Below are 13,324 nucleotides of genomic sequence, written 5' to 3' on the forward strand. Positions count from 1 at the left end.
TATTAACAAGAATTACATTGTTTATGTTAGTAGAAAAAAGACTGCCCTTTAGATACCTTTTTAGCACCGTAAAATACGAAATGCTCATAGTGCTGATACTCGGCTTTGCCATTCATTTTTTAACCGAGCACTTTTACAATTACCTGCCCGAAATGCCGCTTACCATTGCCACCTTTTTAGGTACGGCAATATCGGTACTGCTATCGTTTAAAATGAGCCAGAGCTACGACCGCTGGTGGGAAGCCCGCAAGGTTTGGGGTGCTATAGTTAACGATTCGCGTACGTTTGTACTTCAGTTACAGGCGTTTGTATATACCGGTAATGCTACGGCACAAATAAAGACTATGGCCTACCGACAAATTGCGTGGTGCTACTCGTTAGGTCAGTCGCTCAGGGGGTTACCGCCGTTAGAGGACTGTGATGCATTTTTATCAGCCGAAGATATTGCCACTCTTAACAAGCACAAAAACAAACCGTTGGGCATTTTACAGCTTAACGTGCACCAGATTAGCGACCTGAAAAAAGACGACCATATCAGCGATTTTATACACGCCCAGATAAACACTACCTGTGTAAAATTTTCTGATAGTATGGGGATGGCCGAACGTATTAACAACACGGTTTTTCCTACCACCTACCGCCTGTTTTTGCACTTTACCATTTACCTGTTTGTAATAATCTTATCTATTGGTTTAAAGGGTATTATGCTGGCGTACGAAATTCCGTTGCTTACGTTAATAGCATTGGTGTTTTTCCTGTTGGAAAAAACAGCCTACTACTTACAGGACCCTTTTAGAAACCGCCCAAGCGATACATCCGTCACTGCTATTGCAAGGACAATTGAAATAAACATAAGGCAACTATTGGACGAAGAAGAACTACCGGAACCGGTTACTAAGGAAACGTTTTATATTATGTAAGCTGTAACAAATCAGCATACAGGCTGTAATTTTCATCATCAAAACATACAAAGGTAACCTGCATTATACTGTTGTTTTGCTTCAGGAAATCCTGAACGGTGGCAACTGCTATTTGCGCAGCCCTTGGTTTTGGGAAATGATATACACCCGTGCTGATATTTGGGAACGCTATGGTTTTGATATCATGCTCTACCGCGAGCTTTAAACTGTTGCTATAGGCATTGGCGAGCAGTTGCTCTTTTTCGGCCTTATTGCCGTTGTAAACCGGGCCCACCGTATGTATAACATATTTGGCGGGCAGCTTACCGGCCGTTGTAATAACCGCCTCTCCGGTTTTACAGCCACCCTGGCGGTTGCGTATGGCAATGCAATCATCTAAAATGGCCTGGCCGCCTGCGCGGTGTATGGCACCATCTACCCCACCGCCGCCAAGCAACGATGAGTTGGCCGCATTTACAATAGCATCGGCTTCAATTTTTGTGATGTCACCTTTAACGAGTTTTAGCTTAGAATTCATCGGTTAAAATAAATGATTGCCTTTTATATTCACCATATTTATTGAAATTTGTACTTACTTAGATCGAGATGTTATTCAAGAATATCTGAAATAATTTTTGAATCTTCATCAGACAAATATTTGTAAAGATCGATGTCGCGAAAGGAAACATCATATACCTTCTTCCATAAATAGTGAGATTTGTTGGCGAATTTTTCTTCATTTGCAATATCATTAACGTTAGTTAGATTTACACTAACAACTTTTTTTCCATTTTCAGGGATCGTTGACATCGGAGGTGGATTATTATCTGCCTCAATCTTTACTAATTTTTCCCTCTCAATTAGATTCGAAAAACTTTTAGCAAGCGAATATTTATTTAATTTAGCAACCACTTTATTTTCGCAAATAACACGACCTTCTTTATCAATGGCAATTACCTTTCTTGTATCATTACCTTCAAAATTCTTGCTCCATTGAAATATGACACATTGATAAATTTCCCCTGTTTTTATCTCGGGAGTTTTTCCACATTGAAATGGAAACAGTACTATAAAGAAAATTAAAATTTTGAAATTCATGTTTTAATTTAAAATTATATTCGAAAATATTTTTCATTTATATTTTCGGCATTGAGACAAACTATAAATTTTATCTATGATAAAACACTTCTTAATCTGAGTAAATCTAAAATTGCTATAAAACATGCAATTTAGCCTGAAACCAAAGTCCCAAAGTGAAATATCAAAATAATACACCTTGATTTTCAATATATTAAATTTCGCTTATTTGCATCAAAAATCGAAAATCAGTACACAAAATATGCGATAGAGATTATCTATATCTTACCGTAATACATTGCCTTAACAATACCATCGGATAGCCCAATTTTAGGAACGTAAATATTTCTGGCACCGCTCCATTTCATGGCGTTAAGGTAAATACGTGCAGCATAGATAATTACGTCGGCACGGTCCGGGTTTAGGCCAAGGTCGGATATACGCTGCTCGTAGCTCAGGTTGTTAAGAAACTGATATTGAGCATTTACGTAGAAAAAAGACAAGGGCTTATCCTGCTTTTTGCCCGACATTTTAAACAACTTATTGATGTTACCACCAGATCCAATCAGCGTAACAGCCTCATATTCATCGGTTACTGACTTTATCCACTTTTCAATTTCCTGCCACACCACCTCGTTAACCATGTTGTTAAGCAGGCGCACCGTACCGTTTTTAAACGACCTGGAAGCCACTATTTTACCATTGGCAAATAATGAAAATTCGGTACTGCCGCCACCCACATCAACAAAAAGGTAAGTCTGGTCGGGCTTTATAAACTCGTGTAAATCAGTGGCTGCGATAATCGAAGCCTCTTTTTTACCGTCTATAATTTCTATTTTGATATCGGCCTCACGCTCAATCTGGTCAACAACTTCGGCAGCATTGTAGGCCTCGCGCATTGCCGATGTGGCGCACGCCATATAGCGCTCTACCTTATGCACCTTCATTAGTAGTTTATAGGCCTTCATGGCATCGACCATGCGGCTTATGTTCTCGTCGCTAATTTCGCCTACGGTAAACGCATCCTGTCCAAGGCGGATGGGCACCCGCACAAGCGAGCTTTTGTTAAACTGCGGCTCCTTGCCATCCTGCTCTACTATATTGCAAATCAGCAGCCTCATGGCGTTAGACCCAATATCTATAGCAGCGTATTTTTTTATGTTAATCATTTAGAAAAGGGACTGAGGGACTAAGGTACTGAGTAACTGAGGCTTTCTAAGAACCTAAGATGCTAAGAGCCTAAGAACCTTTCTTTTATAATTGTTCGTAAATAACTTCCAGTTGGTTCCTGTAATAATTGTAAGTTTCAATCTGCGCCCTGAAAGGTTTGGCTTTTGGCTGCTTACGGTACTTATTTTCAAGCGATTCCGAGTGCCAGCGTGCCTTAACGTTACCCTTCCAGCCCAGCTCAAACGTGTCTATAAGCTCCTGTTTTATGCCCTCATCATAAATTGGGCAGGTAACCTCTACCCTTGAGTCGAGGTTACGGGTCATAAAATCAGCCGATGAGATGTAAATATCAGGATCGCCCTCGTTACCAAAAATATAAACGCGCGAATGCTCTAAGTAATTGTCTACTATACTAATAGCCTCAATATTTTCGCTCATGCCCTCTACGCCCGGTATAAGGCAGCACATGCCGCGTATAACAAGCTGTATCTTAACACCTTCGCGGCTGGCTTCATACAGCTTATCGATCATTTTAAAATCGGTAAGACTGTTCATTTTCAGTTTAATATAGGCCTCTTTACCGGCAATGGCATTAAGTATCTCCCTGTCTATCAGCTTATAAAACTTAGAACGCGTATAGTGCGGCGATACCAGCAAATGCTTGTAGCGGTGCACGCGGTAGTTAACATCAAAAAACTCAAAAATTCGGTTAACTTCCTTAAGTATAGGGGCATGCGCCGTAAACAGGGTAACATCTGTATAGATCTTAGCGGTAGACTCGTTAAAGTTACCGGTAGATATAAAGCCGTAACGTTTTATTTTGCCATCTTCCAGGCGCTCTACAGAGCACACTTTGCTGTGCACCTTAAGGCCTTTTACCCCAAAAATAAGGTTGATGCCTTCGGTTTGCATTTGCTCTGCATAGGTAATGTTACTGGCCTCATCAAAACGGGCCTGAAGCTCGATTTGTACCGTAACTTTCTTGCCGTTTTTGGCTGCATTTATAAGCGAACTTACTATTTGTGAGTGCTTTGCAAGCCTGTATAACGTAATTTTTATAGATACCACCTTTGGGTCTAACGCTGCCTCGCGCATAAATTTAATTACGTAGGCAAACGACTGGTAGGGTGTGTATAAAAGGTAATCTTTCTTTTTAATTTTTTGAAGGATGCTGCCCTCAAGGCTCAGTCCGTTTACCGGAAGCGGGCTATTGCGCTGGTACAGAAGGTCCTGACGCCCAAGGGTTGGGAAATCCATATAATCCCTACGGTTGTGGTAGCGCCCCCCGGGAATGATACTGTCAGACGAATCAATTTCCAGGTTTTTAAGGAAATAATCCAGTGTATCCTGATCTATGGCCTGGTCGTAAACAAAACGTACGGGTTCGCCTATACGCCTGTCTTTTACGCCCGTCCAAATCTTTTCCATTAAGCTTTTACTCTGGTCGCTATCAATGTCAAGCTGCGCATCGCGCGTAATCTTGATCATGTGCGCCGATATGCTCTCGTACTTAAAGATATTAAAGATGTTATGCAGGTTATAGCGAATAACATCATCTAACATTATAATATGCTGCTTTTCGTTACCGGAAGGCAGTATTACAAAACGGTTAATGGTACGCGGCATCTCAATAAGTGCGTAGCGCACCTCCTGCTCATGCGTCATAACTCCCTCACTATCCATACACTTAGCCTTTATAACAAGCTTAACAGCAAGATACCCCGCAGTATCCCTAAGGATAGGAAACTCCTCGAGATCGTTAAGTATAATGGTTACCAGCTCAGGGCTAACCTTCTGGATAAAAAAATCTTTAATATAATGCTCCTGCTCTTTGGTTAACTGGGTTTCGTTAACCATAAAAATGTTCTCTTTTTCGAGCTCATTTTCTATAACACTAAGGGTACGAAGGCTTTCTGACTGTTGTTCTATAACAATCTCTGTAATTTCGTTAAGCAGTTTGTGCGCGGCCAGGGTACCGGGCAGCTCTTCGCTGGTGGTGCCCTCAAGGCTAAGGCGGCGTATGGCAGCATAGCGCACCCTGAAAAATTCGTCGAAATTATTAGAAAATATACCTAAAAATCTAAGCCTGTCTAATAGCGGTACATTTTCGTCTGATGCTTCCTGTAAAACCCTGGCATTAAAAGCAAGCCAGCTTTTCTCTCTGTCAATGTACCGGTTTACCGGTGAGTGGTGGATCATATTTTTTTAAATCGCTTGGAAATATTACTGTTTCTGTCGTTCCTTTTTGAATATCCTTCCAGTCTTTTTCATCAAAAGATAAAGATACAAACCCTGCTGTTGGCACATTTTCAAGAGCACGGTTTCCAAAGGTATTAACAAAATTAGTAATAGCACCGTTATGACCAAAAAGAATTAGGTTATCAAATTGGTTATTGCAGCTTTTTATTGCATTTTCCAGCCCTTCTTCGTCAAAAGTGTAAAGGTCGTCCTTAAAAGTTATGGTATCAACAGGTATCGATAGGTTTTCGGCAAAAATATAAGCCGTATTTTTAGCCCTTTGCGCTGTACTGCTCCACACAATAAACGACTTTGGCAAGTGCTCTTCTATATTAGATGCCACCAAATGCGCATCATCAATTCCCCTTTTAGAAAGCGGTCGGTCTTTATCCACCAGCGGTGCATCCCAGCTGGACTTGGCATGGCGAATCAGGATTAAATTTTTCATACGCGTTGTGTTGTTGTGTTTTAGTATTAAATGTCGGAAACTTAAATATCTAAAAAAATACAACGCGCCTTTGCCTATATTTTGTTAATTTGCTATTAAAATTTAGGCTATGGTGCCAGCCTTTCAATTTTCCAGGCAAAATCTTCCTGCAAAATAAATCGTATCCTGTCGTGCAAACGGTTGGGCCTGCCCTGCCAGAACTCTACACTTACAGGCTTTACAAGGTAGCCACCCCAATGCCCGGGGCGCGGCACTTCTTTACCCTCAAACTCGGCCTCCAGGGCCTTTAAATTATCTTCTAAATAATTGCGCGATGGCACTACCTGGCTTTGCGGAGACACCACAGCACCCAACTGGCTACCGTGCGGGCGGCTTTCAAAATAACCGTCGGACGTATTGGCCGATATTTTCTCTGCCACGCCTTTTATAATTACCTGGCGCTCCATTTCCTGCCAAAAAAACGACAGGCAAATGTTTGGGTTGGCCTCTATGGCCCTGCCTTTGTTGGAATTATAGTTGGTGAAAAAGATAAAACCCTCGTGCGTGTACTGCTTTAGCAACACCACCCGCGAATTAGGGAAACCATCGAGCCCAATGGTTGATACCGTCATGGCATTAACCTCGCCCCTGCTGCCGGATTCTTCTACCTCTATAAACCATTTTTTAAAGAGTGTAATAGGATCTTCGGGCAGGTGCTGCTCTGTTAATTCGCTTTTTTCGTATGATTTTCGGTAGTTGCTTAGGTCGCTCATTTTTTTAGATTGTTGGATTGTTGGATTTTTAGACATTTAGGTTATTCGACTTGACGCACTTTTAATAATCATCAAATCTAACAATCTAATAATCGAAATTAAAACTCAAACACCTTACCATCATCGGCAAGTTCTACGTTATCAAAAACTGTAAGGGCTTCCTGTTTAAAGGGCTCTATAGACCCGTAGCGGGTAGAATAATGCCCCAGCACCAGTGTGCCTGCATTGGCCTTTTTAGCTATTGTAGCGGCCTGTTGTGCGGTGCAGTGCATGGTTTTTTCGCAGTACTGCTCTTCGCTTTGCAAAAAGGTACTTTCGTGGTAAAGCACATCTACATTATTGATAATTGGCAGTATGCTTTCGGTATATACCGTGTCGCTGCAAAAGGCGTAGCTTTTTGCCGGTAGCGGATCGAACGTCAGCTCTTCGTTAGGGATAACCCTGCCATCATCGAGCGTAATATCGCCACCACTTTTTATTTTTTGGTAGTAAGCCGTGTCAATTTCGTAATTCTCAACCGCTTCGATATTCAGTTTGCGGTCGCCGCTCTTTTCCTGAAAATGATAGCCATTGGTATACACCCTGTGCTTTAGCGGAATGGTTGTAACCACCACCTTATCATCTTCGTAAACCACCTGAGATTCGGTGCTTTCCAACTCATGGAAATACAGGTTATAGGTAGTCCAGGAGTTGGACAGTTTTAGCTGAAGCAGCGTTACCTCTTTAACACCTTTGGGGCCGTAAACATGCAAATCGGTTTTTCTGCCCAGTAAGGCAAAGGTAGATATAAGGCCTATTAGCCCATAAAAATGATCGCCATGCAGGTGCGATATAAATATGTGGTTAATGCGGCTAAATTTAAGCTTATGCTTTCTTAACTGCACCTGTGTACCCTCGCCACAATCTATTAAAAACATGCGGTTTTTAATTTCCAGCACCTGAGATGTTGGGTTGGTTATGGTTCTTGGAGTAGCAGCGTAACAGCCTAATATGGTTAAAATCATGGATATTAAATTTTAAAGTTTGAGGTTTAAAGTGTAAGCCCTCAACCTTAAATGTATGCTGCCACAATTTACACCAAAAAGCAGCGACTAAAAAATAATTGGTTTAAAAGCCAAGATCGCGTTCAATCTCTTCCATCTCAATAATATCGTGGGCTTCTAAAACGGTGGGCACCACCAGCATTTCATCGGGCACCTCGTTAAAATCAAAATCGTTTACAACAATAACAAACGATTTTTTGTTTTTACGATGTTTGTCAGACAGTTGCAGGTACGCCAATACATCGGGTAGCTGTATGCCGGTATCCTGCGTTAGGTCTAAAATTATATTTTTATCTTTAAAGGTATTGTATTCGGCCGTAACCTTTTGCAGGAATGCACTGCTGCTGCCCTGTGTATCTTTAATGGTAACGGTATGCCCTTTTTGGTCTACTTTCATTATTTTGAGTATCAAAGTTGCAAAGTCGCAGCGTAGCAAAGTTTAATCAATACGCTAATTTACAAAGATTAGCCGTTGCAATACTATTGTTTTACATTACTTTAGGACAATGCCGCAATTCGTAATTTATAATTGGTAATTAAAAAAGAACTACTGTTTTATTTTGCTTGCCAGCAGATAGATAACCGCCATACGTATGGCAACGCCGTTTTCTACCTGGTTTAAGATAACCGATTGTTGCGAATCGGCCACATCGCTGGTAATCTCTACGCCACGGTTTATTGGGCCGGGGTGCATTATAACAATTTCTTTATTTAAGGAGTCTAACAGTTGCTTATCCAGGCCGTACTGCTGTGCATATTCGCGCGTTGACGGAAAGTAATTAACATCGAGCCTTTCGTTTTGTACCCTTAGCATGTTGGCCACATCGGCCCATTCTAAAGCTTTACGAAGGTTAGGCTCTACCTTTACCCCAAGCGAATCGATATAGCGCGGTATAAGCGTTTTTGGGCCGCATACCCTAACCTCTGCACCCTGCATTTGCAAGGCAAAAATGTTAGAAAGTGCCACACGCGAGTGTAGTATATCGCCCACTATAACCACTTTTTTACCGCCTACTTCGCCCAGCTTTTCGCGAATGGTAAACGAGTCTAAAAGGCCCTGTGTAGGGTGTTCGTGCGCGCCATCGCCGGCGTTTACAATACTGGCTTTTACATTTTTAGACAAAAAATGCGCTGCCCCGGGGCGTTCGTGCCTCATAACCACCATATCTACCTTCATAGAAAGTATGTTGTTTACGGTATCTATCAAGGTCTCGCCTTTTTTAACCGACGACTGTGCCGCCGAGAAGCTGATAACATCGGCGCTAAGCCTTTTTTGTGCCAGCTCGAACGATAGCCTTGTACGGGTACTGTTCTCAAAAAAAATGTTGGCTATGGTAATATCCCTAAGTGAAGGGACTTTTTTTATAGGTCGGTTTATAACTTCCTTAAACTGGTCGGCCGTTTCAAAAATAAGGTCAATATCGTTTTTGTTGATATACTTTATACCCAATAAATGATTAACGCTTAATTCTTTCATTTTTAGTTGTTTGTTGCAGTTTAGCCTTAAATTAAATACACAGTGTCTTCGCCATCGTTCTCTACCCACGATACCTTAACTTTTTCGCCGTTAATGGCATCTACCTGGCGGCCACGGTAATCTGGCTGTATGGGCAAATGGCGGCTAAAGCGGCGGTCTATAAGCACCATAAGCTCTATTTCGGCCGGGCGCCCAAACGATTGTATAGCGGTTAGCGCGGCACGAATGCTGCGGCCTGTGTACAGTACATCGTCTATAAACACTACTTTTTTGTTCTCTACAATAAAATCTATCTCGGTAATGTTGGCTGCAATATCGGTTCGGCGAAAATCGTCCCTAAAAAAGGCTATGTCTAAAAAACCAAGCTTAATTGGGGGTACGTTATATTCTTTTTCCAGGATTTGTTTAATGCGTTTAGCAACAAAGCCTCCGCGCGGCTGAACGCCAATAAGCACGGTATCGGAAAAATCGAGGTGTTTTTCTATTAACTGGCAGGCCAAACGATGAAGAATGATATTGACTTCGCGGGATGTAAGCAATATTTTATGGCTCATAATGCGGTATTGTGTTTGGTTTGTAAAAGTAGCAAAAAATTGGTTTTAGAAAAAACAAACCGGCACACAATTAATAGATAACCTTTTACCCGCCTGTAAATACTTAATTTTTACCCAATTAATTTATTTTTAAGAAAAACCTCTCAGCATAGTTTTACCTTTAATATTCAATAACCATTAAAAACAAAAAATTATGCAAAAAAGAGTCATAAAATTAGGTATGTTAGCCCTTATGTTATCGTTTCTAACAGGTTGCGAAGCTATAGGCGACATTTTTCAGGCCGGTATGAGCGTGGGTATTATACTCGTAATTGTAGTGGTAGTAATTATTATCTGGGTTATCAGTAAATTTAGAAAATAAAAAATGCCCCAATCGGGGCATTTTTTATTTAAAGTGTTAACCACTGTTTATGCTTTAGCTTGTTTTAAAGCTTCTACAGCCTGAGGGGCGTTAGAAAGCTCTGCATACCTAAGTGCGCTCAGGCCTTTTTCGTCGGTTAGCTTTAAATTAGCACCTTTTTCCAATAGTAGTTTAATAATTTCTACCTGGTTGTAACGGGCGGCAATCATAAGCGGGGTCATACCGTTAGATTTTTCGTTTACGTCTATACCGTACTCAATAAATTTCTTAACGGTTTCCACATCTCCTTTTGCAATCGCGGTTGCAAGCGGTGTAGCGCTTTTCATTTCTGTTTTAACAGACCTGAAAGTGTTTGAAGTTTCAGATACGTTTGCAATGGCTACATTACTAAATGCTACAAGAGCAAGGCTTAAATAAATGATCGTTTTTTTCATGATGATTGAAATTTTGATGATGATTGTTTTAAATTGTTTTTTGATTTTCTTGTTTCCCGATGATTAGCCGGTTATACAGTAATAGACGCCTATAACCCCGAAAACGTTACTGTAAATATTGATTTTAACACATATTTAACAATTACAATCTTACTATGCATGCCTATTATAAACACAAAAACCGCCTGATATAGGCGGTTTACAAGTATTTTAATGCTAAATTATTTTTTTAAATATTCCAGTATATTTTTTTCAATCCTTTCATGAATGTTAGAGATATCTGCCTTGGCAAACTTCTCTCCCAATATGTTTTCGTACAATTCTATATATCGTTCTGATACCGATTCGATGTATTCATCGGTCATTTCCGGAATTTGCTGGCCTTCTTTACCCTGGAAACCATTACCAATTAGCCACTGCCTTACAAACTCTTTAGACAATTGCTTTTGGGTTTCGCCATTGTTCTGGCGCTGCTGGTAGCCATCGGCATAAAAGTAACGGGAAGAATCTGGTGTATGGATCTCGTCGATCAAAACAATCTTGCCGTCTTTAGTTTTTCCAAACTCATATTTAGTATCAACCAGGATCAGGCCGCGTGATGCAGCAATCTCGGTACCACGCTGAAACAGGTCGCGTGTGTATTTTTCCAGCACTACATAATCTTCTTCGGATACAATGCCGTTGGTTAGTATCGCTTCACGCGAAATATCCATATCGTGCTCGCCATTATCTGCCTTTGTGGTTGGCGTAATTATTGGCGACGGAAATTTATCGTTCTCTTTAAGGCCTTCGGCCATTTCGACACCGCAAAGTACCCTTTTGCCTTCGGCATACTCACGGGCAGCGTGGCCGCTTAGGTATCCGCGAATAACCATCTCTACTTTAAATGGCTCACAAAGGTGACCCACCGCTACGTTAGCATCCGGAGTATCTATAAGCCAGTTAGGAACAATATCCTCTGTAAGGCGCATAAACTTAGTGGCTATCTGGTTAAGAATCTGCCCTTTGTAAGGTATGCCTTTTGGCAAAACCACATCAAAAGCACTAAGCCTGTCGGTAGCCACCATAACAAGCAATTCGTCGTTAATATTATATACTTCCCTTACTTTACCGCGGTAAACCGATTTTTGACCGGGAAAATTAAAATCTGTAGCCGTAATGGTGTTATTCTGTCCCATTGTTTTTGTTTGTAGTTTGAGGATGCAAAAATAAGAAAGTTATTAATTTAATTTTTCTTTTTATCAGACAGTTTATACCTAATAGCTAAAATAGTGTTTGTAACAAACGCTACAATGCCCAAAATACCCAAATAAATCAGGATCGTACAAGGCGCATCATACTTATGTAAAACTATTGATATTAGCAAAAGAATACTAACAATAGCAAGGTGAATGCCTGAAACCGCTTTGTTTACCCTTGTTTTAAATAATGATAATAGTCCGTAGCCTAACATAGCTGCTAAAACCGCTGCAACATTAAAAAAGAATATGAGCGAACATATATCTATTGCCCAGCCTATTGTTTTATTAACTCCATAAGTGGCAATAGTAGTAATACCTAACCAATCGAGAACAGTAAGGGTTACAAAAAAAAGTATCAGGATAATAAATATCCCCAATAATACTCCCGCCGGTTTTTTAAGATTGATCATCAATAACTTACTTTAACAACGCATAACACTCGTTGGCAATCTCTAACTCCTCGTTAGTTGGTACAATAAGTATTTTAACTTTAGAGTGGGGCGTATTAATCTCCCTTAAACCCGGTTTGCGGGTGGCATTTGCTTCTGTATCTAACTCAATGCCCAAATACCCCATATCCTTGCATATCAGGCTGCGGATAAGCGCATCGTTCTCGCCTACCCCTGCGGTAAACACAATGGCATCTATGCCGTTTAGGGTAGCCGCATAGCTGCCTATGTACTTTTTAATGGCATAGGCATACATATCATACGCCAGTTGCGCATTGGCATCGCCGCTGTTAATGGCTTTGGTAATATCGCGCATATCGCTGTAGCCGGTAAGGCCCAGCATGCCACTTTGCTTATTTAAAAGGTTGCTAACCTGCTCTATGGTGTAGCCAAGCGTGTTTACAAGGTAAAACACCACGGTAGGGTCTAAATCGCCCGTACGGGTGCCCATAATAAGACCACTAAGCGGGCCAAACCCCATGCTGGTATCTACCGCCTGGCCATTTTTAACGGCAGTAATGCTACAGCCATTGCCAAGGTGTATGGATATTATTTTACTTTCGGCTTTGCCCAAATACTCTATGGCTTTTGCCGAAACATATTTATGACTGGTGCCATGAAAACCGTATTTCCTGATATGGTTGTTGGTATAGTACGATTCCGGTAACGCGAAACGGTAGGCATACGCGGGCATGGTTTGATGAAAAGCCGTATCAAAAACCGCAACCTGTGTGGCGTTGGTAAATATTTTTTCGGCTACCTCTATACCACCGTAACCCGGTGGGTTGTGCAATGGGGCCAGCTGAAATGTTTTAACCAGCTCTTGTTTAATCTCCGGGGTTATAACCGTAGTTTTAGAAAACTGCTCGCCCCCATGTACAATACGGTGGCCAACCACGGTAATATCATCGGTGTTTTGTATTACGCCAAATTGGGTATTGGTAAGCAGGGCGTTAACCTCGTTAAGGCCAATTTCGTGGTTGGGTATGGCAAGCGTAAAGGTGTGCACCTGCTCCTCATTGCCATTATAAATTTTATGGGTAATTACGGCATCATCCAATCCTATGCGTTCTACCAGCCCCACACAAACCGGACTTGTAGATGGCATTTTAAACAATTGGTATTTTATAGAACTACTGCCTGAATTTATTACAAAAATATTCACTTATAAAAATGTTATA

The 13,324-nt window shown here is 41.1% G+C and carries 16 protein-coding genes; 2 read left to right on the plus strand and 14 right to left on the minus strand.

Features of this window, described 5'->3' with window-relative positions; genetic code table 11:
- Nucleotides 1-23: 23 nt before the first annotated feature.
- Nucleotides 24-920 (plus strand): bestrophin family protein, encoded by an 897-nt coding sequence (locus G509_RS0100100; RefSeq protein ID WP_026989666.1) that lies wholly within the window; start codon nucleotides 24-26, stop codon nucleotides 918-920.
- Here the strand turns inward: G509_RS0100100 and G509_RS0100105 are convergent.
- From G509_RS0100105 to pyrR, 10 genes are all read right to left on the minus strand, one after another.
- On the minus strand, nucleotides 913-1,437 hold the full coding sequence (locus tag G509_RS0100105; protein WP_026989667.1) for an O-acetyl-ADP-ribose deacetylase: 525 nt from the start codon (nucleotides 1,435-1,437) through the stop codon (nucleotides 913-915). The two genes, G509_RS0100100 and G509_RS0100105, sit on opposite strands and share 8 nt — an antisense overlap.
- Nucleotides 1,438-1,508: 71 nt before the next feature.
- Entirely contained in the window at nucleotides 1,509-1,997 is a 489-nt protein-coding gene (locus G509_RS0100110) for a hypothetical protein (protein WP_026989668.1), read from the minus strand.
- A 257-nt stretch (nucleotides 1,998-2,254) separates the two neighbouring features.
- Nucleotides 2,255-3,145 carry a Ppx/GppA phosphatase family protein gene (locus G509_RS0100115; RefSeq protein WP_026989669.1) on the minus strand — a complete coding sequence of 297 codons (891 nt, stop codon included), beginning with the start codon at nucleotides 3,143-3,145 and terminating at the stop codon, nucleotides 2,255-2,257.
- Between the two features lie 85 nt (nucleotides 3,146-3,230).
- Complete coding sequence (gene ppk1, locus G509_RS0100120; RefSeq protein ID WP_026989670.1) at nucleotides 3,231-5,345, minus strand: polyphosphate kinase 1; 2,115 nt, start codon at nucleotides 5,343-5,345, stop codon at nucleotides 3,231-3,233.
- Complete coding sequence (locus G509_RS0100125; protein WP_026989671.1) at nucleotides 5,311-5,832, minus strand: SixA phosphatase family protein; 522 nt, start codon at nucleotides 5,830-5,832, stop codon at nucleotides 5,311-5,313. Before G509_RS0100125 ends, ppk1 begins: the two co-directional genes overlap by 35 nt.
- Nucleotides 5,833-5,939: 107 nt before the next feature.
- Nucleotides 5,940-6,584 (minus strand): pyridoxamine 5'-phosphate oxidase, encoded by a 645-nt coding sequence (gene pdxH / locus G509_RS0100130; protein ID WP_026989672.1) that lies wholly within the window; start codon nucleotides 6,582-6,584, stop codon nucleotides 5,940-5,942.
- A gap of 98 nt (nucleotides 6,585-6,682) precedes the next feature.
- A complete protein-coding gene (locus tag G509_RS0100135; RefSeq protein WP_026989673.1) occupies nucleotides 6,683-7,588 on the minus strand; it encodes a ribonuclease Z in 906 nt (301 codons plus the stop codon).
- 103 nt (nucleotides 7,589-7,691) lie between these two features.
- Nucleotides 7,692-8,024, minus strand: coding sequence for a hypothetical protein (locus G509_RS0100140; RefSeq protein ID WP_026989674.1), 333 nt, complete (start codon nucleotides 8,022-8,024; stop codon nucleotides 7,692-7,694).
- 150 nt (nucleotides 8,025-8,174) lie between these two features.
- Nucleotides 8,175-9,104, minus strand: a complete 930-nt coding sequence (locus tag G509_RS0100145; RefSeq protein WP_026989675.1) for an aspartate carbamoyltransferase catalytic subunit — start codon at nucleotides 9,102-9,104, stop codon at nucleotides 8,175-8,177.
- A 26-nt stretch (nucleotides 9,105-9,130) separates the two neighbouring features.
- A complete protein-coding gene (pyrR, locus tag G509_RS0100150) occupies nucleotides 9,131-9,658 on the minus strand; it encodes a bifunctional pyr operon transcriptional regulator/uracil phosphoribosyltransferase PyrR (protein ID WP_026989676.1) in 528 nt (175 codons plus the stop codon).
- 193 nt (nucleotides 9,659-9,851) lie between these two features.
- Here pyrR and G509_RS23550 point away from each other — a divergent pair, with 193 nt between their 5' ends.
- Complete coding sequence (locus G509_RS23550) at nucleotides 9,852-10,019, plus strand: hypothetical protein (RefSeq protein ID WP_165571297.1); 168 nt, start codon at nucleotides 9,852-9,854, stop codon at nucleotides 10,017-10,019.
- A gap of 47 nt (nucleotides 10,020-10,066) precedes the next feature.
- On the opposite strand, the gene G509_RS0100160 is transcribed toward G509_RS23550, so the two are convergent.
- From G509_RS0100160 to G509_RS0100175, 4 genes are all read right to left on the minus strand, one after another.
- Nucleotides 10,067-10,453 carry an ankyrin repeat domain-containing protein gene (locus G509_RS0100160; RefSeq protein ID WP_026989677.1) on the minus strand — a complete coding sequence of 129 codons (387 nt, stop codon included), beginning with the start codon at nucleotides 10,451-10,453 and terminating at the stop codon, nucleotides 10,067-10,069.
- A 221-nt stretch (nucleotides 10,454-10,674) separates the two neighbouring features.
- Nucleotides 10,675-11,631: a phosphoribosylaminoimidazolesuccinocarboxamide synthase gene (locus G509_RS0100165; RefSeq protein WP_026989678.1), complete on the minus strand. Its 957-nt coding sequence runs from the start codon at nucleotides 11,629-11,631 to the stop codon at nucleotides 10,675-10,677.
- 47 nt (nucleotides 11,632-11,678) lie between these two features.
- A complete protein-coding gene (locus G509_RS0100170) occupies nucleotides 11,679-12,104 on the minus strand; it encodes a hypothetical protein (RefSeq protein WP_026989679.1) in 426 nt (141 codons plus the stop codon).
- A gap of 7 nt (nucleotides 12,105-12,111) precedes the next feature.
- Nucleotides 12,112-13,308, minus strand: a complete 1,197-nt coding sequence (locus G509_RS0100175) for an acetate/propionate family kinase (RefSeq protein WP_026989680.1) — start codon at nucleotides 13,306-13,308, stop codon at nucleotides 12,112-12,114.
- Nucleotides 13,309-13,324 lie beyond the last annotated feature (16 nt).

Origin of the sequence: Flavobacterium subsaxonicum WB 4.1-42 = DSM 21790 (assembly GCF_000422725.1) — a bacterium.
GTDB classification, from domain to species: domain Bacteria; phylum Bacteroidota; class Bacteroidia; order Flavobacteriales; family Flavobacteriaceae; genus Flavobacterium; species Flavobacterium subsaxonicum.